Here is a 17,847-nt window from a genome sequence, read left to right on the forward strand (position 1 = left end):
CTTGGTAAGTAAAATAGGAAAAACACAAAATATTCTAAAGAGTTTAAAGATTGTTTTCACCAATTGGCTGAATATAATTTCTTTATTTGTAATTTCGTAAAATTATGTGAATTCTCTTTGTATAGATTCCAAATGAACAAAATTGATTTATCAAAATTTTCAAAAAGTGTATATTCTAATAAGTTTTTAGAATTGAAATATTTAGGTTGGTTAATCATCTCTAATATATTTTTTCTAACCAATATTCCTTATCCAAATTCATTTAAAGTCTTTCTATTAAAACTATTTGGTGCAAAAATTGGAACTAATGTTGTTATTAAACCTTGGGTAAAAATCAAATTTCCTTGGAAGTTAATATTAGAGGATTATATTTGGTTAGGCGAGAATTGTTGGATAGATAATATATCAGAGGTTTCAATAGGCTCTAATTCATGTATTTCACAGGGAGCAATGTTACAAACAGGAAATCACGATTACTCGAAAATATCATTTGATTTAATTACAAAATCTATTATTATTGAAGATGGTTGTTGGATAGGCGCAAAATCGATCGTTACTGGTGGTGTTACTGTAAAAAGTCATGCAGTTCTAACAGTTGGATCAATAACATCCAAAGATTTAGAGGAATATACAATTTACAAGGGGAGTCCAGCAATGGAAATTAAAAAAAGAGTGATATCTTAATTTATGGAAAACATCATTAATCTTTTTTCTTTAAAAGAAGTTCAAATTATAATTTCATTTATAGTTTCCTTGGTAATATCAATCACAGCTATTCCAGTCATTATCAATATTTCAAAATTGAAAGATTTGATGGCAGAGATTGAACTTAGGAGCTCACATGAAGAACTTACTCCAACGTTAGGAGGAGTTGCGATTTTCGCATCAACATTAATTAGTTATTTTATTTGGGATAATCCTAATGAGGGACATGAGGTACATTTAGCGATTGCTTCGATTATCATTTTATTCTTTTTAGGGATTAAAGATGATATATTAATTTTATCTCCAAAGAAAAAATTATTGATCCAGATTGCGGCCTCCGTTTTGTTAATCATATTTGGTGAAATGCGAATATCTCATTTTTACGGACTTTTTGGGATTTCAGAAATACCTTATGTAATAAGTGTACTCTTTACTACATTCATTTTCATATCTGTTATTAATGCAATTAATTTAATTGATGGAATAGACGGTTTAGCAGGAACAGTGGGTTTATTGGCTTCTATAACGTTTGGGATATTATTTTTTCAACATCAACTATATGCTCTTTCAACCTTATCATTTTCTTTAGGTGGATCACTTATTGGTTTTCTTAGATTTAATTGGTCAACCAAGAATAAAATTTTTATGGGAGATACAGGTTCTTTAATATTAGGTTTCTTACTATCATTTTTTGCAGTTAAATACATTATTTTTAACAGTTCTTACAAATACAATCCTCAACTTGGAGCTGATGCCCCCATATTGATGATCATATTACTTATTCTGCCTCTTTTTGATACGTTAAGAATGTTTTCAATAAGATTACTTGCAGGTAAATCTCCATTCAAGGGCGACCGAAATCATTTACATCATTTATTAATTGACTCTGGTTTCTCACATTTTATTTCAACATGTATCTTAATTGGTTTTAATCTGATCGTTTTAATATCCTATTTATTAATTAGACAAAAATTCAGCAATAATCAGGTAATTCTAGGCTTATTCATTATATTTTTATTATACTGTATTTCAGCCTATTTAGTAAGTGAAAAAATTAATTCTGCCAAAATTGAACGTCTTCAATTTACTAAAATTGATAAATTAAAAAGATTGCAAATAGTTGAAGAAAAGAAAAATCAAGGTATTTTAAAACAGGATAAAGCCTAATATTTAACGAAATATGTTAGAAAACATAAACGAACTTAGAAGTAAAATCGATAAAATAGATGATTCAATTTTAGATCTTCTCGTTAGTAGAATGGAAATTGTGGAGGAGATAGGGGCTTTAAAGCGTGACTCTAATTCTTTAATTTATCATCCCGATCGTGAAAAAGCAATTGTAGAACGTTTAGCATCTAGGTATACTGGTAGATTATCTAAAAAAGCAATAGAGGCTATATTTTTAGAAATATTTGGTGTATCTAGGAATTTAGAGTTACCAGAGATAATTAGTTTTCTTGGTCCAGAGGGAAGTTTTACACACCAAGCTGCAGAAACTCGATTTGGTGCAGTAGCTGAATATATTTCATTACCCTCCATAAAATCTGTATTTGATTCTGTAGAAACAGGTAGAGCTAAATATGGTGTTGTTCCAATTGAAAACAATCAAGAGGGGATGGTCAAAGAAACGATGGATCTTTTATTCGAGAAGAAACTTCATATTATTTCTGAGATAATTATTCCTGTAAATTTTTGTATTGCTTCTAAGCAGAATAATCTCAAAGAAATCAATAAAATATTTTCCAAGGATATCGCATTTCATCAATGTAAAACATTTTTACAGGACTATTTTGCCAATAAGGAAGATTCATTTTTTGTTCAAGTCGACTCTACATCAAAAGCAGCAAAATTGGCATTAAATGACGACAATGCGGCGGCCCTTTGCTCTCATATTGCAGCTAAATCCTATAATTTGCCAATTTTATTTGATAATATTCAAGATAGTGAAACCAATCAAACAAGATTTTTCATCATTTCTAAATTACCAAATTTAAAGAAAACGGAAAAAGATAAGACTAGTTTAGCTATCAAATTGAAAAATGATGATAAACCAGGTGCGTTACTTACCTTATTACAAGATTTTGATACTAGAAAAATCAATTTATTGAAAATAGAATCAAGACCCATTAAAGAAACCCATGAATTTAAATTCTGGTTTTTTATTGATATTGAAGGAAATAAATTGGATTCGAAAATTGAAGAAATATTGATAAATAGAGCGGATGAAATTACTTTTCTAGGAAGTTACATGAATCTTTGTTAATTCATTTTTTGCCCATTCAACATCTTGAGATATTTGATATTTTAAGGATTCTAAATTACTGAATTTGATTTCATTTCGACATTTTGAAATGAAATTTAATTTTATTTTAGTTCCATAAATGTCTTCATTAAAGTCGAAAATAAAGGTTTCAATTTTTATCTCATTTAATTCCGATACCGTTGGTCGTATTCCAACATTGGTAAGACCATAGTACTTGTTTGTTTGTACTATAACCTCGGTCAAATAAACACCCAAAGAAGGTAGAAATTGTTCATTATTTGCCAATTCTATATTGGCCGTCGGAAAATCAATTGTTCTTCCCAATTGATTCCCTTTAACAACTTTTCCATCTACAGAAAAATTCCTTCCTAACATTTTATTTGCTATTTCAATTTGTCCTTGAGCTATATATTCTTTTATAGTTGTTGAACTAATCACAATTTCATCTAACTTTTCAGCTTCAACTTCAAAGGCTTGAATTTGTGTTTTAAAATTATTCTGAATAAACTGAATTGATCCTTCTCTTTTAAATCCAAAGCGATTATCATACCCTAATACAAAAGATGTGCAATTCAATTTGTCAATTAAAATATCCTCGACAAATTTTATCGCAGAAATTGTGGCGATAAATTCATCAAATGGAATTAAAAATAACACATCCACATTTAGATCCTTAATTAATTCTATTTTAGTGAAAGCAGAAGTCAATAAATTATTTTCAAAATTTTGGGTAAAATAGGAGGAAGGATGGTTTGAAAATGAAATTATAATGGACTGAATATCATTTTCTTTTGCCAAATCAACACAATGTTGAATAACCTTTCTATGACCAATATGTACGCCATCAAACATTCCGATTGAAACAACACTTTCGGATTGTTCATTATATGCAGAGAAACTATGATATACTTTCATGCTTATCTGGATTAAATGTTGCTACATCTTGTGCGTCTATTAAAGAATAGGAACCGATTTTATCTCTCACTAATTTGGACAAATAAGCGCCTGAGTTCAATGAAATTCCAAAATCTCTAACAATACTTCGAATATATGTTCCTTTGGAACATTCAATTCTGAATGATATCATTGGAAATTGATCTGAATTGATTTCAAATTGGTAAACATGTGCCTTTCGAATTTTAATCTCTAGATCACCTTCAACTAGACCATTTCGTGCATGATTATACAAGCGTTCTCCATTGAGTTTAATTGCGGAGTATATGGGAGGTAATTGATCTATATCACCTAACAATCCGTTACGTGCATTTTCTATTAAAGTAGGAGTAATATGGTCAACTGAATATTCAATGGGATCGAATTCTGTTTCAAGGTCTATGGAGGGAGTTGTTTTGCCTAAGACAAATTCTCCAGAATAGACCTTAGGAAGCGATTGGAAATATTCAATTTTTTTCGTGTATTTACCCACACAAATAATCAATAAACCAGTAGCTAAGGGATCTAATGTACCTGCATGGCCAATTTTTTTAAATTTACCAATGTTACGAATTTTCTTAACTACATCGAAAGAAGTCCATTCTTTAGGCTTATTTATTAAATAAAATTTATCTTCTAATATTTCTAGCTCCACAATAAATATATAATTAATAAAACACTAATAAGGATCCGATAAATGCCAAAAATTTTAAAGCCATTTTTCTGAACAAATCCAACCATCAATTTTATTGTTACAAGTGCAACAACTAAACTGATGATAAAACCAATTACCAGAGAAATACAATTTTGATAATTCAATAAGGAGGGAAGATCTTCACGATAATCAAGCATTTTTTTTGAACATGCTCCTAAAATAGTCGGGATGCCGAGTAAGAACGAATATTCAACGGCCGACTTATGATTTAATCCTACCAATCGGCCGCCAATGATGGTTGCTCCGGACCTTGAAATACCTGGAATCATCGCAATACACTGATACAATCCTATTTTTATGGCTTTAACGATGTTTAAATCTTCTGTTAAATTAGAATTATCGTGTTCGATAGAACCTGATGTTGTTGAATCATTTTTAAGCCAACCATCAATAAAATATAAAATAACACCACCAATAAACCAGGAAATGGCAATGAACCAATATCCTTCAAACATTGATTCTAATAAATCATCCAATAAAACCCCGAAAATGGCAGCAGGAATAAAACTGAAAATAATGTATTTATAAATCAATAAATCGGAAGTTAATCTTTTAAAATACAAAAGTGGAACTGCTGAAATAGCGCCTAGTTGAATGAATATGGTGAAAAAATTAAGAAATTTATCTGAATGCAAATTCAATAATTTCTCCGTTACTATTAGATGTGCTGTAGAAGAAATGGGTAAAAATTCTGTTAAACCTTCGACAATTCCCAAGAATATACTTTCCCAATTACTTACCATTCTTTAATACATTAAACAATGAAAAGATGGGCAAAATAACTCCAATCAAAACTAAAATAGGACCTAAGGTAATACCCAAAAATCCAAATCCAAATTCAGATTTATCTAATGTCATGATAAAAAATCCGATGATCATTGTTAAAATTCCAATGACCAAATAAATGATTCTTTTGTTATCTAAAGGGAAATTTTGCATGTTAGTGAATATTAGATTGTTGAATATTGAAATATTTATTTAAAGCAATAAATGTCGAAATAAAACAGAAAAACAAACAAGAAATGGAAGAAATACCAATCAAATACAATTGATTTTTCAAATTGAATAAATCCATGGTTAACGATGGAAAATAATATTGAATGCCATAAAACAATATATTGGTAAATATATATCCAAAAACACTACCCAAAATGCCTAATTTTAGTGCATTAAATAAATAGGGCTTTTGAATAAATGTATTTGTTGATCCTAGTAACTGCATTGTTTTAATAAGTACCCGATTAGCATGTATAGCAATTCTTATATAATTGGAAATTTGAACATAGATAAATATGATGAGTAATAGGCCTAAAACTAAAATAATATAAGAAATAGACTTTATTTTTTCCATTAACATATCTAAATAATTGTTTGGAAAGGTAACTTCATAAACTCCATTAATACTAGAAATTTCTTTGGAAATCTGTTGAAACGATTTTGTATTCTTGAAAGGTTCTGAAATACTTAAAATAAACATATTTTTAAAAGGATTTTCATCTCCTAATAATTCTTGATAATTCTCATGAGAAGATTTCAAAAAGTCCTCGGCAATTTTATTTTTTGAAACAAATTCAATTCCGCTAGAATTACCTGATTGGAAATCAATGTAATTTTTTGATTTCAATGCCATTTTAGTTTTAAGTAAATCAGTAGTACTTAAACTATCTTCCATGTAAACGTAAACCTTCATTTGAGATTTTACATCCAAGGAAAAATCATTTAAACCAATGACAAATTGAGTGAAAAGACTAAAAATGAAACCTAAAATAGATATTGATAGAATCAATAGTACAGGTACAGATGTAGGTTTTGATTTTGAATACTTCATTCTTCTATTTTATTTTATTGATTGAATCTCTAATTTGGGCTGCTAACTCGTAATTTTCCTCCAAAAGTGCTTTCTCTAGGGATTTTTGTAAATCTTCGATAGAGGGCGATTGATTAATTTCAATGATATCAATTTCATCCTCTTCGTCTAAATCATCAACATGACTCTCAACTGGAATGCTGATTGAATTTAAAAGTTTTTCATTGATATAGATTGTTGAATTCGTTCTTAAAGCAATGGCAATAGCATCGGATGGGCGAGCATCCAAAATAAACTCAGAACTTTGATTAGTAAAATACATATTTGAATAAAATATGCCTTCTTTGAAATCAACAATAACAATTTTCTCTAATTTAAAATTGGTATTGACTAACAAATCGGTGAATAATTGATGCGTTAATGGTCTACTGATGGCAATTTCATCTCTTACGATAGAGATAGCCTGCGCCTCATTACTTCCTATAACAATTGGAAACATTCTTGTTGCTTCATTTACATCTTGTAATAGAAGTATAAAAGAATTTGAACCAAATGAACTTGGTGTCAATGAAAGAATATTTAGTTTAACCAGTTTTTCCAAAGGAATATAAATATTCACAAAGGTATCAAAAAAAGGCCTAAGAAAGTATTTAATTAAGTTTTTTTAACAATCTTGGGATTACATCAAAAACGTCACCAACTATACCATAATCAGCATTTTTAAAAAAAGGAGCTTCTGGGTCATTGTTAATTACTACAATTTTTCCGGAATTGTTTACACCTGCTAAATGTTGAATTGCTCCCGAAATTCCACAAGCTATGTACAATTTGGGACTAATCTTGACCCCCGTTTGGCCAACATGTTCATGATGAGGGCGCCAATCTAAATCAGAAACTGGCTTTGAACAAGCAGTCGCTGCACCAATTTTATTTGCCAAATCCTCAATGATTCCCCAATTAGAAGGATCTTTCAAGCCTCTACCAGCTCCAACAACTATTTGCGCTTCTGGAAGGGGAATAGAATTACCCAATTTTGATATACTTTCTAAATGATAGATAGATGAAGCTCCTACATGTAAACTTTGGTCAGAATTTCCAAGGCTGGAAGAAATGGAAGAAGTATTAACTTTTAATGATTTGGCAAAAATAACAACCCAGCTAGCAACATGAATAGATAAATCGACCACAGCTTTTCCAGAAAATATTTCTTTTTTAAACAATCCATTTTGAACGCTTAGAATATTGGATAACACAGGCAAATTATATTCATTCGCTATAAATGAAGCTATTGATTCTAATTTCATCGATTTTGCAAATAAATACTTAGAATCGGAAGCATGATTCAAGGATTCTAATAAAGCCTCGAATTCTGATTTATCTGCAAACAGATTATTTTCGTTATAAATCACATTGCTGATAGAACTAATTCCATCCATTTCTATTTGAGATATAGCTTGTGATTTATCTGATATAAAGTGATGGACCTTTATAGAATAATCCAAAAATTGACCTTTGATTTCCTTAAAATAATTAAGCACCTTTTGAGAAGAATCAGATAAGGAATTATTTCGTGATTCGATAAATATATGGATATTTTTCATTGTAGACTAAATTAAAGATTCTGCTTTTAATAAATCAATTAGACTTTCAGCATTTTCGGCTGAGATCATTATTTGTTTTCTGGTATTTTCAATGACATGGCATTTGTCAATTTGAACTTCAGAACCTGCTGATAGTTCAACAATTGATATTTCTTTAGTTCTTGCCATCATAATGCCTCTCATAGAAGGAATCTTCCATTCGGCTATTGGCTCCTGGCAGCCCAAAACAGCCGGTAAATGAGCAGAAATTTGAGCTTTACCATCGTCTGTTTCAATCAACATTGAAATTTCATTTTCTCCTTTAAGATCCAATTTCATGACAGGTGAAAAATGCGAGATCCCTAATTTACTTGCTACCAAGTTATGTACCAAGGCGCTATTATAGTCAATGGATTCTTTACCCATTAAGATTAAATCCATAGGATTATCTTGAACATACCTAGCAATTTCATTAGCAATTTGAATGGAATCTGTAGGTTTTCCATTAATTCGAACGGCTTTGTCAGCACCTAATGCTAAACATTTACGAATTAAGGGCTCTGATTCTGCAGTTCCTACATGCAATACTACAACCTCTGCTTGATTTAATTCTTTGATTTCCAAGGCTCTTGAAAGGGCATAATCATCATATGGGCCTACTATAAAAGTTAATCCTTCCAAATTAATTAGGGAGGAAGAAGGATCTATTGTAATTTTGGAAGTTGTATCAGGTACAACAGATATACAGACTAATATTTTCATCATATTATAAATTGTTATGCAAGCATACTAATTTGTTTTTAAAATTAAAAATGAACAGGACAGAAATTATACAAAATGAAATAAAAATCAATCCGAAGGATCCCTTTAATTATTACCTATTGGCTTTAGAGTTTGTCAAAATAGGAAGAAAGGAAGAGGCAATTTTTTATTTTAATAAATTGAAAAATGATTTCGAAGATTATCTTCCCAATTATTATACCTATGCCAATTTTTTAATTGAAATAGCCATGGATGCACAGGCAGAAATCCTAATCCACCAAGGAATTAGGCTCAGTCAGCAACAAAATAATACGAAAGCGGAGAAAGAATTAAAGCAATTATTAGAACTGAATTTCTAGGCTAAAAGTGCTTCTTCCAAATCTTTTTCAATAATCAGATTTTCGATAATGAATTTTTGACGTTCAGGCGTGTTTTTACCCATGTAATAATTAAGAAGCTGAGGAATCGTGAAATCTTTTTCTAAGATAACTGGTTCTAATTTAATATCCTCTCCAATAAAATTCCCAAACTCTTCAGGGGAAATCTCACCTAAACCCTTAAATCGAGTTATTTCAGGTTTTGGACTTAATTTTTCAATGGCATTACGTCTTTCTTCGTCTGAATAACAATAAATGGTTTCTTTTTTATTTCGTACCCTAAATAAAGGGGTTTCTAATATATATAGATGTCCATTTCTTACCAAATCTGGGAAAAACTGAAGAAAAAATGTTAAAATAAGTAAGCGAATATGCATACCATCTACGTCAGCATCCGTCGCAATGACTATTTTATTGTAACGCAGATTATCTAAAGAGTCCTCAATATCCAATGCATGTTGAAGTAAATTAAATTCCTCATTCTCGTAAACAATTTTTTTGGTTAGTCCATAACAATTCAAAGGTTTACCTCTTAAGCTAAAAACAGCTTGAAGTTGCACATCTCTCGATTTTGTTATGCTACCACTCGCAGAATCTCCTTCGGTAATAAATAAGGTTGTATCATGTCTAACCTCTGATTTCTCATCCGATAAATGAATACGACAATCGCGTAATTTTTTATTGTGAAGGTTGGCTTTTTTGGCTCTTTCATTGGCCAATTTTTTAATTCCAGCAATATCTTTTCTTTCTCGTTCGGATTGTAAAATTCTTTTTAATAAAGCATCCGCTGAGGCTGGATTTTGATGCAAAAAGTTATCTAATTCATTTTTAACAAAATCTCCTATAAAAGAACGTATAGATGTGGAATTAGAATCAGGTGAAATATTGGTGGAACCTAATTTTGTTTTGGTTTGTGATTCAAAAACGGGTTCTTGAACGCGTATGGCAATTGCACCGACTATACTTGCGCGAACATCAGATGGATCAAAATCTTTTTTAAAGAATTCACGAACGGTACGAACCAAAGCTTCTCGAAAGGCCGCTAAATGAGTTCCGCCTTGAGTTGTATTTTGTCCATTGACAAAGGAATAATATTCTTCCCCGTATTGGTTATTATGAGTAATCGCCATCTCAATATCATTTCCTTTCAAATGAATAATAGGGTAACGATTTTCTTCCACATTGGTTTTTTTAGATAATAAATCCAATAAACCATTTTGAGAAAAATATTTTTGACCATTAAAATTTATTGTAAGCCCTGCATTTAGGTAGGCATAATTCCAAAAAAGTGAATCTAGGTATTGTGGAATGAAATGATAATTTTTAAAAATGGTATTATCAGGTTCAAAATTGACGAAAGTTCCGCTTTTGGAATTAGAAGATTCAAATCCTGAGGATTCAGCCGTTAATTCTCCTTTGCAAAACTCAGCCCATTTAGTTTGGCCGTCCCGATAAGATTGAACTTTAAAATAACTCGACAAAGCATTGGTTGCTTTGGTACCAACGCCATTCAAGCCTACTGATTTTTGAAATGCACCCGAATCGTATTTTCCTCCGGTATTGATTTTAGAAACACAGTCAATTACTTTACCTAATGGAATTCCACGACCAAAATCACGAATTTCAACACGATGATCTGAAATTTTAACTTCAATAACTTTTCCGTTACCCATCATGTGCTCATCAATTGAGTTATCCATGATTTCTTTTACCAAAACATAAATACCGTCATCCACCGAAGAACCATCACCGAGCTTCCCAATATACATACCAGGCCTAAGTCTAATATGCTCTTTCCAGTCCAAAGACTTTATACTATCATCATTATAAATAGGGGGCGTGTTTAAAATATCTTCCACAGAAATATGAACAATTAATAAAAGTGAATTTTCTAAATTTAGTTTAAAGTTAATATTAAATGATGTTTTTTCCTTTAATTTGTATTCTAATTTTAAATTTTGACATATATGTTAAAGAAGTTTATACTAAGTATATTCTCATTTACGATTTTAGCAACAAACTTGTTAGCTCAAAATTATAATCTTCCGATTCAAGCACAATTTTTAGGTGGACAATTAGGAGCAACAAGAAGTTCAAGTACTAATACCTCAACAACTTCTCCAAACGTAACGAAAAGAACGACTGTTTCTAACAGTGCATTACAGAAAAAAATCTCAGATAGTATTGAAATTCAAAGAAAATCCATCATTGCTAAAGTTGATACCAGTAGCAAATTAGTTCGTTCAAAAATATTTGGAACAAGTATTTTCAATAATAAAACATTGAATTTTGAACCCAATTTAAACATTGCTTCTCCTCAATCGTATGTCATTGGACCAGAGGATGAACTAATAGTTGACATAAATGGATATTCAGAGGAGCATTATACATTAAGTGTAAATGCGGACGGCTACATAAAAATTCCAAGAGTTGGAAATGTTTTCGTTTCTGGATTAACATTAGAAGAAGCAAAAAAGAGATTGATATATAAGTTATCGACCATTTATTATGGATTAAAAAAGTCAAGTAATTCCGATAATAATATAAATGGTGTTTATGCAACTATTTCATTGGGAAATATCAAAACGGTTAGTGTTTCTATTCAAGGTGAGGTTTTATACCCAGGAACTTATTCTTTATCAAGTCTTTCTACAGTGATGAATGCCCTATATCTTTCAGGTGGACCGAATGAAAATGGCACATTTCGTCAGATTCAATTAATTAGAAATAAGAAGGTTATTGCAACACTTGATTTGTATGATTATTTATTGAATGGTATTTTAAAAAATGACTATAACTTACACGATCAAGACATTATTAAAGTAGGTTTATACAAAAGTAGAGTTGAATTAAAAGGTAAGGTAAAGCGTAATTATTTATTTGAGATATTGCCAAATGAAACCTTAGAAAAAGTAATCAATGATTTCGGTGGAGGATATTCTGATGATGCATTTAAGGAACAAATCAAGATAACCCGTTTTACTAGAAAAGAAAAGAAAATTATTGATTTAAATGCTGAATTAGCGAATTCATTTGTACCACAATCAGGAGATATTATTCAAATTGAATCCATTAATACAGATCGATTTGAAAATAAAATTAATATAGTAGGAGAAGTTTTCCGTCCTGGCAATTACTCTTTGGATAATTCTACAAGTTTGTTAAAATTGATTGAAAGGGCAGGAGGTTTAAAAGAGAATGCCTTCTCTGAAAGAGTCCAAATACAGCGTTTGAATGCAGATTTAAGTTTATCCAACATTGCTGTCAATTTGAAGGACATATTACAAAATTCTAGTAAAGACATTTTACTAAAAAGAGAGGATTTAATAACTGTATATTCTGTTTTAGATTTAAAAGAATTTTATACGGTAACTATTCACGGAGAAATTAATTACAAAAACGAAAATTCTTCTAGTAAAATTGCCTCGATGGATAATGTTTCCAATGAGGATAAAATTAGATCTAGCCAGGATGATATTTCTTTAAGTGAAAATCAGAGTGAAATTCAAGAAGAAAATAAATCCAATGATGCAAATAATAAATTAATCAATCGACAATTAAAATTAACCCTTCCGTATATTGATAAGATGACGGTAGAGGATTTGATTTTAAAAGCTGGTGGATTACGTGAATCAGCGGCAACAGGATTTATTGAAATTGTTCGGAGAAAAAAAATATCAGGATCAGAAAATGTAGAATCTTTGGATTCCAAAATAGCTGAAATCATCAAATTCCCAATTAGTAATAAATTGCAATTAGACAATTCCGCATCCAGATTTGAATTAATGCCATTTGATGATGTATTTATTAGGTCATCACCTAATTATCAAATTCAACAATTTGTCACTTTAAAAGGTCAAATGTCTTATCCAGGGGTTTATGGAATAGAGAAGAAAGACGAGAGACTTAGTGATATCGTTAAAAGGGCTGGAGGAGTTAATCTTCAAGGATATTTAAAAGGCGCAAAACTATTAAGAAAATTCACCATTACGGAAAAAGAAAAAACCAGAAAATTAGAGCAGATAGAAGAACTTCAAGATAATTTTGAAGGATCTACGGTAAAATCTACGGCTCTATTATCTGAGAAACAAGAAGTTATAGCTATCAATTTAGAAAATGCATTAGCCAATCCTTACGGAGAAGATGATTTAATCATCATTGATGGTGATGTGCTTGAGATTCCTATTGAACCTCAAACAATCAAAATTTCTGGAGAAGTATTATATCCAACTAATGTAAAATATAATCACAATTTTAATTTCAATGATTATATAACTCAAGCTGGAGGAATCACATCTAATTCGGTAAAACGAAGATCGTATGTTATTTATTCCAACGGTTCGATTGATCGTACTAGACAATTTTTATTTTTCAGAACCTATCCAAAAATTGAAAAGGGAGCTGAAATCATTATTCCCAATAAGGTAAAATCAACAAGTAATTTCCAACAAATCGCGTCTATTGTGGCAATTTTCACAGGAAGTATTACAAGTATAATTGGAGTGGTTACATTAATTAAGGCATCGGCTAATTAAGATATGGTAGAGGTAAAATCAGATCAATTTTCATTCAAAAGCTTAATTTTAAAAGGATTACTTATTATTCCATATTTAAAGAATAATTATAAGAAATTAATTTTTGGGGCACTTATTGGATTGTCAATTGGAGTTTCTATTGAGATTTATAGAAGTAGGGACAAGAAATTTAAGGCTGAAGTGGTTTTCTTATTGGATAACGATAAGGTAAGTGGAGGAGGTTTATCTGGCCTTGCAAGTTCTTTAGGTTTAGGGGATTTAAACGGATCAAATACTAGCTTATTTAGCGGAGAAAATTTTAAAGAATTATTTAAAACAAAAACGCTTTTACGAAAAGCTATTTTGAGCCAGGTTAAAATAGGGAATAGAGAAGATTTATATGGAAATATCTTTTTAGAAAAATGTGATTTATTCGAACATGAATGGAGTGATTTTCCAGATCATATTGAAACATTTAAATTCAAAAATTCAGATTTAAAAACGCTCTCTTTAGATGACAAAGCTATACTTGATTTGATAGCTGCTTATCTTAAAAATAGTAGCGATCTTAAAAATGAAAATCTAAAATCAACCTTCCAAACATTAACCATTGAAACAAGAAATGATACACTTTCTTATTTATGGTCAAAGTTGTACCTAAATACATTAGCTGATTTTTACATTACGAATAAGAATAAAAAGTCGAATGAATTACTTGATATATTGGATAAAAGAAAAGATTCATTAAAAACGGCTTTATATTTCACTCAAGGTAAATTAGCGAATTATACTGATCAAAATCAGCAAATTGTTTTCCAAAGGGCAAGGATAATTGCTGATAGATTACAAATGAATACAACTCAGTTACAAACGATGTATTTAGAGGCCGTCCGAAATTATGATAATTTGAAATTCTCTTTGGTTAAAGAAACACCTCTTTTTACTGTCATTTCAGAACCCGAATTACCCGGCGAAGGTTTTAAATATAAATGGGGGCCCATTAGCATAATCGCAATGTTAGCAGGGGTGGTTTTAACCGTTTTGATCCAATATATTATTTCAGTATACAAAGAATTAATGGCTTAATTATATTGAATGTTAGAGATAATACTTAAAATAAAGGAAGTTTATTCAGAAAGAGAATTATTGTTAATTCTTGCTAAAAGGGATATTTCCGTTCGGTATAAACAAACCATATTAGGTTTAGCATGGGCAGTGGTTAGGCCCGTAGCAACGATGTTAGTCTTTGTATTTGCATTCAAGCAAGTCGCCAAATTAAATTCATTTTCAGGATATCCGATTCAATTAATAGTTTTTTCAGGTATATTATTTTGGAATTATTTCGCAAATAGTTTTCAAGCGATTTGTAACTCTATTTTAGTCAATAGTAATTTAGTATCTAAGGTCTATTTTCCTAGACTAGTTATTTGCCTATCGTCCATTGCCGTCCCATTGGTAGATTTTTTTGTTGGATTGATTGTTTACTTCATATTAAATTTTGCGTTGGATCAAAGTTTGTCAACTTTCATATTCTTGATACCATTGGCATTAATTTTAATAACAATTTTCAGTTTGGGTCTTGGATTGATCTTTGTTTCTTATTCAGTTAAGTTTAGAGACATACAGCAAATTACCCCATTGATTGTTCAATATGGTTTCTTTATAACACCAATTGTATATACAACCAATGAATTTATGACCAAAAATTGGTTCATTTATTATAATCTAGTAAATCCGCTTTCAGCGATGGTGGAATTTTTCAGATTTACATTAATCAATCATTATTCATTGTTTAATTTGAATAACTTAATTGTTGCAATGGCAACAAGTCTTATTATTCTATTTCTTGGAATTGGGATTTTTAATAAAAGAGAAAGTTCATTTGTTGATCATTTATAGTCTAATATGAATATTATAGAGGTTGAATCCATTTCAAAAAAATATAATCTTTCGACTCAAAAAGGGCCAGCAAGTATTAAAGAGGGGATAATTGATTTCTTTAAAAAGGAACAAAAAGAAGAATTTTGGGCGGTTAACAATGTTTCATTTAACCTAGAAAAAGGGGATAAATTAGGAATTATTGGTAATAATGGAGCCGGAAAGTCAACTTTACTCAAAATTCTAAGTAAAATAACGAAACCTACTTCAGGCAAAATTCACGTTCATGGAAAAGTGGCTAGTTTATTGGAAGTGGGAACAGGTTTTCATCCTGAATTAACTGGGCGAGAGAATATCTATTTAAATGGGGCTATTTTAGGTATGTCCAAAAAAGACATTAGTTCTCAATTTGATGAAATTGTAGATTTTGCGGGTGGACAAATTACCAAATTTTTAGATACTCCTGTTAAACGATATTCCTCGGGAATGTATGTGAGACTAGGATTTGCTATTTCGGCTCACCTCAATCCAGATATTTTAATCGTGGATGAAGTTCTGGCTGTTGGAGATGCTGACTTCCAAAAGAAATCACTTGGAAAAATGAGAGAGGTAGCCTCAAAAGACAAAACTATTTTATTTGTTAGTCATAATTTAACTGCTGTAGGGAATTTATGCAATAAAACCTTACACATGGAAAAAGGTTCAGTAAAAGAATTTGGTGAAACAGGAACTGTGTTAACTAATTATCTTTCTACCTTACAACACAATATTTTAAGCAAGAAATTTGATCAAATCCAAGAATCCATTGGAAATGATTTAGTAAGATTAAAATCCGCTGAATTAAAACCTAATTTATTTGAGGACCAGGGGTTTTTAGACATCCGAAATTCATTTGATATCGATATTGAATTTTGGAATTTAGAAGATGGTCAAAACTTGAATATTAGTTTACACCTTTATGCCAGCACAGGGGAATGCATTTTTAATATTGGAACAGAACCTGAACTAGTTAATAAAGGAATTATTAAGGCTAGCACTAAGATTCCTGGTAATTTTTTAAATGATGGTAATTATTATATCTCATTTATGATTGTCAAAGATAAATCAATCATTCTTTATAATTTCGAAGAGGTATTTAACTTTGAAATTGCGGATTACAGAGAAGATACAACTTGGTATGGAAAATGGCCTGGCTATGTTCGACCAAATTTCGATTTTAGACTATTTCAACAAACAGAAGAAATTTAATGCTTCACGTAACCAAATCATTTCTTCCTGATATATCCATTTACTCTAAATATCTACAGAGAATTTGGGAGACGTCTCATTTAACGAATGATGGACCCTTATTGAAAGAATTAGAGGCCAAATTGGCGGAATTTCTTGAAGTTGAAAATTTTATATTCGTTACGAATGGCACAATAGCTTTACAATTAGCTATCAAGGCTTTGAACTTAACAGGCGAAATAATTACAACCCCTTTTTCTTACTGTGCTACTAGTAATTCCATTATTTGGGAAAATTGTCAACCCATCTTTGCTGATGTAAATCCACAATCGCTGACGGTTGAAAGTTCCAATATAAAATCCATTATCTCCCCAAAAACGGAAGCAATTTTAACCACACATGTTTACGGAAATGCAGGCGATTTAGAATTACAAGAGGAAATTGCACATGAATATCAAATCCCATTAATTTTTGATGGAGCTCATGCATTTGGTGTTAAGTACAAAGGTAAATCCATTTTCAATTATGGAGATGTAAGTACTTGTAGTTTTCATGCGACCAAAATATTTCATACAGTAGAGGGAGGGGCCGTTATGACGAATAATTCAAAGTTAGCCGCCAAAATCAAAGAATTACGAAGTTTTGGGCACAAAGGTGATGAATATTTCTCAGCAGGAATAAACGGAAAGAATTCAGAATTTCATGCAGCCATGGGATTAGCGAATTTAGAGGAATTTGAAAAAATTAAAAGTCATAGAAAATGGGCTAGTAGTGTATATGACCAACATTTAGTAAGTCCAATTTTTAAATACGATTATAACCCAAACATCGATCGAAATTACAGTTACTATCCAATTTTACTGCCAAGCGAAGACTATTTATTTAAAATTGTTGCCGAATTAAACCAACATCAAATATTTCCAAGAAGGTATTTCTATCCTTCTTTGAATACATTGTCATTCATTAATTACCAGGCATGTCCTATATCTGAAGATTTTTCTAAACGAATTTTATGTCTTCCTTTATCTGCAGCAATCACTGAGTCGGAAATTTTAAAGGTGTGTCAGGTTCTAAATAATTCATAAG

18 protein-coding genes are annotated in these 17,847 nt (G+C 30.7%); 9 read left to right on the plus strand and 9 right to left on the minus strand.

The window, feature by feature from the left end:
• Window positions 1–132 precede the first annotated feature (132 nt).
• From V7S76_RS05995 to pheA, 3 genes are read left to right on the plus strand one after another with little or no spacing between them, the layout of a single operon-like run.
• Entirely contained in the window at window positions 133–684 is a 552-nt protein-coding gene (locus V7S76_RS05995) for a WcaF family extracellular polysaccharide biosynthesis acetyltransferase (RefSeq protein ID WP_459509151.1), read from the plus strand.
• Window positions 685–687: 3 nt separating this feature from the next.
• A complete protein-coding gene (locus tag V7S76_RS06000) occupies window positions 688–1,872 on the plus strand; it encodes a glycosyltransferase family 4 protein (protein WP_459509152.1) in 1,185 nt (394 codons plus the stop codon).
• 13 nt (window positions 1,873–1,885) lie between these two features.
• Window positions 1,886–2,968, plus strand: coding sequence for a prephenate dehydratase (gene pheA / locus V7S76_RS06005; RefSeq protein ID WP_459509153.1), 1,083 nt, complete (start codon window positions 1,886–1,888; stop codon window positions 2,966–2,968).
• Here pheA and V7S76_RS06010 read toward each other — a convergent pair.
• The 8 genes from V7S76_RS06010 to V7S76_RS06045 are packed head-to-tail and all read right to left on the minus strand — an operon-like array spanning window position 2,942 to window position 8,768.
• Window positions 2,942–3,883, minus strand: coding sequence for a bifunctional riboflavin kinase/FAD synthetase (locus tag V7S76_RS06010; protein ID WP_459509154.1), 942 nt, complete (start codon window positions 3,881–3,883; stop codon window positions 2,942–2,944). The two genes, pheA and V7S76_RS06010, sit on opposite strands and share 27 nt — an antisense overlap.
• Complete coding sequence (truB, locus tag V7S76_RS06015; protein ID WP_459509155.1) at window positions 3,867–4,556, minus strand: tRNA pseudouridine(55) synthase TruB; 690 nt, start codon at window positions 4,554–4,556, stop codon at window positions 3,867–3,869. The genes V7S76_RS06010 and truB overlap by 17 nt, the downstream gene beginning before the upstream one ends.
• Window positions 4,547–5,359, minus strand: coding sequence for an undecaprenyl-diphosphate phosphatase (locus V7S76_RS06020; protein WP_459509156.1), 813 nt, complete (start codon window positions 5,357–5,359; stop codon window positions 4,547–4,549). The genes truB and V7S76_RS06020 overlap by 10 nt, the downstream gene beginning before the upstream one ends.
• Window positions 5,349–5,555, minus strand: a complete 207-nt coding sequence (locus V7S76_RS06025) for a DUF3098 domain-containing protein (protein WP_459509157.1) — start codon at window positions 5,553–5,555, stop codon at window positions 5,349–5,351. Before V7S76_RS06025 ends, V7S76_RS06020 begins: the two co-directional genes overlap by 11 nt.
• A 1-nt stretch (window position 5,556) precedes the next feature.
• Window positions 5,557–6,444 carry a cell division protein FtsX gene (locus V7S76_RS06030; protein ID WP_459509158.1) on the minus strand — a complete coding sequence of 296 codons (888 nt, stop codon included), beginning with the start codon at window positions 6,442–6,444 and terminating at the stop codon, window positions 5,557–5,559.
• 4 nt (window positions 6,445–6,448) lie between these two features.
• Window positions 6,449–7,042 (minus strand): bifunctional nuclease family protein, encoded by a 594-nt coding sequence (locus tag V7S76_RS06035; protein ID WP_459509159.1) that lies wholly within the window; start codon window positions 7,040–7,042, stop codon window positions 6,449–6,451.
• Window positions 7,043–7,073: 31 nt separating this feature from the next.
• The gene (locus V7S76_RS06040; protein ID WP_459509160.1) at window positions 7,074–8,024 is read right to left on the minus strand and encodes an electron transfer flavoprotein subunit alpha/FixB family protein; all 951 of its coding nucleotides are present in this window, start codon (window positions 8,022–8,024) and stop codon (window positions 7,074–7,076) included.
• Between the two features lie 6 nt (window positions 8,025–8,030).
• The gene (locus tag V7S76_RS06045; RefSeq protein WP_459509161.1) at window positions 8,031–8,768 is read right to left on the minus strand and encodes an electron transfer flavoprotein subunit beta/FixA family protein; all 738 of its coding nucleotides are present in this window, start codon (window positions 8,766–8,768) and stop codon (window positions 8,031–8,033) included.
• Window positions 8,769–8,815: 47 nt separating this feature from the next.
• Between V7S76_RS06045 and V7S76_RS06050 the strand changes: the two genes are divergently transcribed.
• Window positions 8,816–9,124: a tetratricopeptide repeat protein gene (locus tag V7S76_RS06050; protein ID WP_459509162.1), complete on the plus strand. Its 309-nt coding sequence runs from the start codon at window positions 8,816–8,818 to the stop codon at window positions 9,122–9,124.
• Here V7S76_RS06050 and V7S76_RS06055 read toward each other — a convergent pair.
• Window positions 9,121–11,001: a DNA topoisomerase IV subunit B gene (locus V7S76_RS06055; RefSeq protein WP_459509163.1), complete on the minus strand. Its 1,881-nt coding sequence runs from the start codon at window positions 10,999–11,001 to the stop codon at window positions 9,121–9,123. The two genes, V7S76_RS06050 and V7S76_RS06055, sit on opposite strands and share 4 nt — an antisense overlap.
• Window positions 11,002–11,109: 108 nt before the next feature.
• On the opposite strand from V7S76_RS06055, the gene V7S76_RS06060 reads away from it, so the two are divergent.
• From V7S76_RS06060 to V7S76_RS06080, 5 genes are read left to right on the plus strand one after another with little or no spacing between them, the layout of a single operon-like run.
• Entirely contained in the window at window positions 11,110–13,677 is a 2,568-nt protein-coding gene (locus V7S76_RS06060; protein ID WP_459509164.1) for a polysaccharide biosynthesis/export family protein, read from the plus strand.
• A 3-nt stretch (window positions 13,678–13,680) separates the two neighbouring features.
• Complete coding sequence (locus V7S76_RS06065; RefSeq protein ID WP_459509165.1) at window positions 13,681–14,742, plus strand: hypothetical protein; 1,062 nt, start codon at window positions 13,681–13,683, stop codon at window positions 14,740–14,742.
• Window positions 14,743–14,751: 9 nt separating this feature from the next.
• Window positions 14,752–15,555 carry an ABC transporter permease gene (locus tag V7S76_RS06070; RefSeq protein WP_459509166.1) on the plus strand — a complete coding sequence of 268 codons (804 nt, stop codon included), beginning with the start codon at window positions 14,752–14,754 and terminating at the stop codon, window positions 15,553–15,555.
• A gap of 6 nt (window positions 15,556–15,561) precedes the next feature.
• Entirely contained in the window at window positions 15,562–16,782 is a 1,221-nt protein-coding gene (locus V7S76_RS06075) for an ABC transporter ATP-binding protein (RefSeq protein ID WP_459509167.1), read from the plus strand.
• Complete coding sequence (locus tag V7S76_RS06080) at window positions 16,782–17,846, plus strand: DegT/DnrJ/EryC1/StrS family aminotransferase (protein ID WP_459509168.1); 1,065 nt, start codon at window positions 16,782–16,784, stop codon at window positions 17,844–17,846. The genes V7S76_RS06075 and V7S76_RS06080 overlap by 1 nt, the downstream gene beginning before the upstream one ends.
• The last annotated feature ends 1 nt before the right edge of the window (window position 17,847 follow it).

This window comes from Aquirufa sp. ROCK2-A2 (assembly GCF_054558485.1).

Coding starts and splice junctions, on each gene's coding strand:
- V7S76_RS06030 (WP_459509158.1), bottom strand. CDS start 6,444: ATGAAGTATTCAAAATCAAAACCTACATCTGTACCTGTACTATTGATT.
- V7S76_RS06045 (WP_459509161.1), bottom strand. CDS start 8,768: ATGATGAAAATATTAGTCTGTATATCTGTTGTACCTGATACAACTTCC.
- V7S76_RS06065 (WP_459509165.1), top strand. CDS start 13,681: ATGGTAGAGGTAAAATCAGATCAATTTTCATTCAAAAGCTTAATTTTA.
- V7S76_RS06060 (WP_459509164.1), top strand. CDS start 11,110: ATGTTAAAGAAGTTTATACTAAGTATATTCTCATTTACGATTTTAGCA.
- V7S76_RS06000 (WP_459509152.1), top strand. CDS start 688: ATGGAAAACATCATTAATCTTTTTTCTTTAAAAGAAGTTCAAATTATA.
- V7S76_RS05995 (WP_459509151.1), top strand. CDS start 133: ATGAACAAAATTGATTTATCAAAATTTTCAAAAAGTGTATATTCTAAT.
- pheA (WP_459509153.1), top strand. CDS start 1,886: ATGTTAGAAAACATAAACGAACTTAGAAGTAAAATCGATAAAATAGAT.
- V7S76_RS06075 (WP_459509167.1), top strand. CDS start 15,562: ATGAATATTATAGAGGTTGAATCCATTTCAAAAAAATATAATCTTTCG.
- V7S76_RS06010 (WP_459509154.1), bottom strand. CDS start 3,883: ATGAAAGTATATCATAGTTTCTCTGCATATAATGAACAATCCGAAAGT.
- V7S76_RS06020 (WP_459509156.1), bottom strand. CDS start 5,359: ATGGTAAGTAATTGGGAAAGTATATTCTTGGGAATTGTCGAAGGTTTA.
- V7S76_RS06040 (WP_459509160.1), bottom strand. CDS start 8,024: ATGAAAAATATCCATATATTTATCGAATCACGAAATAATTCCTTATCT.
- V7S76_RS06025 (WP_459509157.1), bottom strand. CDS start 5,555: ATGCAAAATTTCCCTTTAGATAACAAAAGAATCATTTATTTGGTCATT.
- V7S76_RS06050 (WP_459509162.1), top strand. CDS start 8,816: ATGAACAGGACAGAAATTATACAAAATGAAATAAAAATCAATCCGAAG.
- V7S76_RS06080 (WP_459509168.1), top strand. CDS start 16,782: ATGCTTCACGTAACCAAATCATTTCTTCCTGATATATCCATTTACTCT.
- V7S76_RS06070 (WP_459509166.1), top strand. CDS start 14,752: ATGTTAGAGATAATACTTAAAATAAAGGAAGTTTATTCAGAAAGAGAA.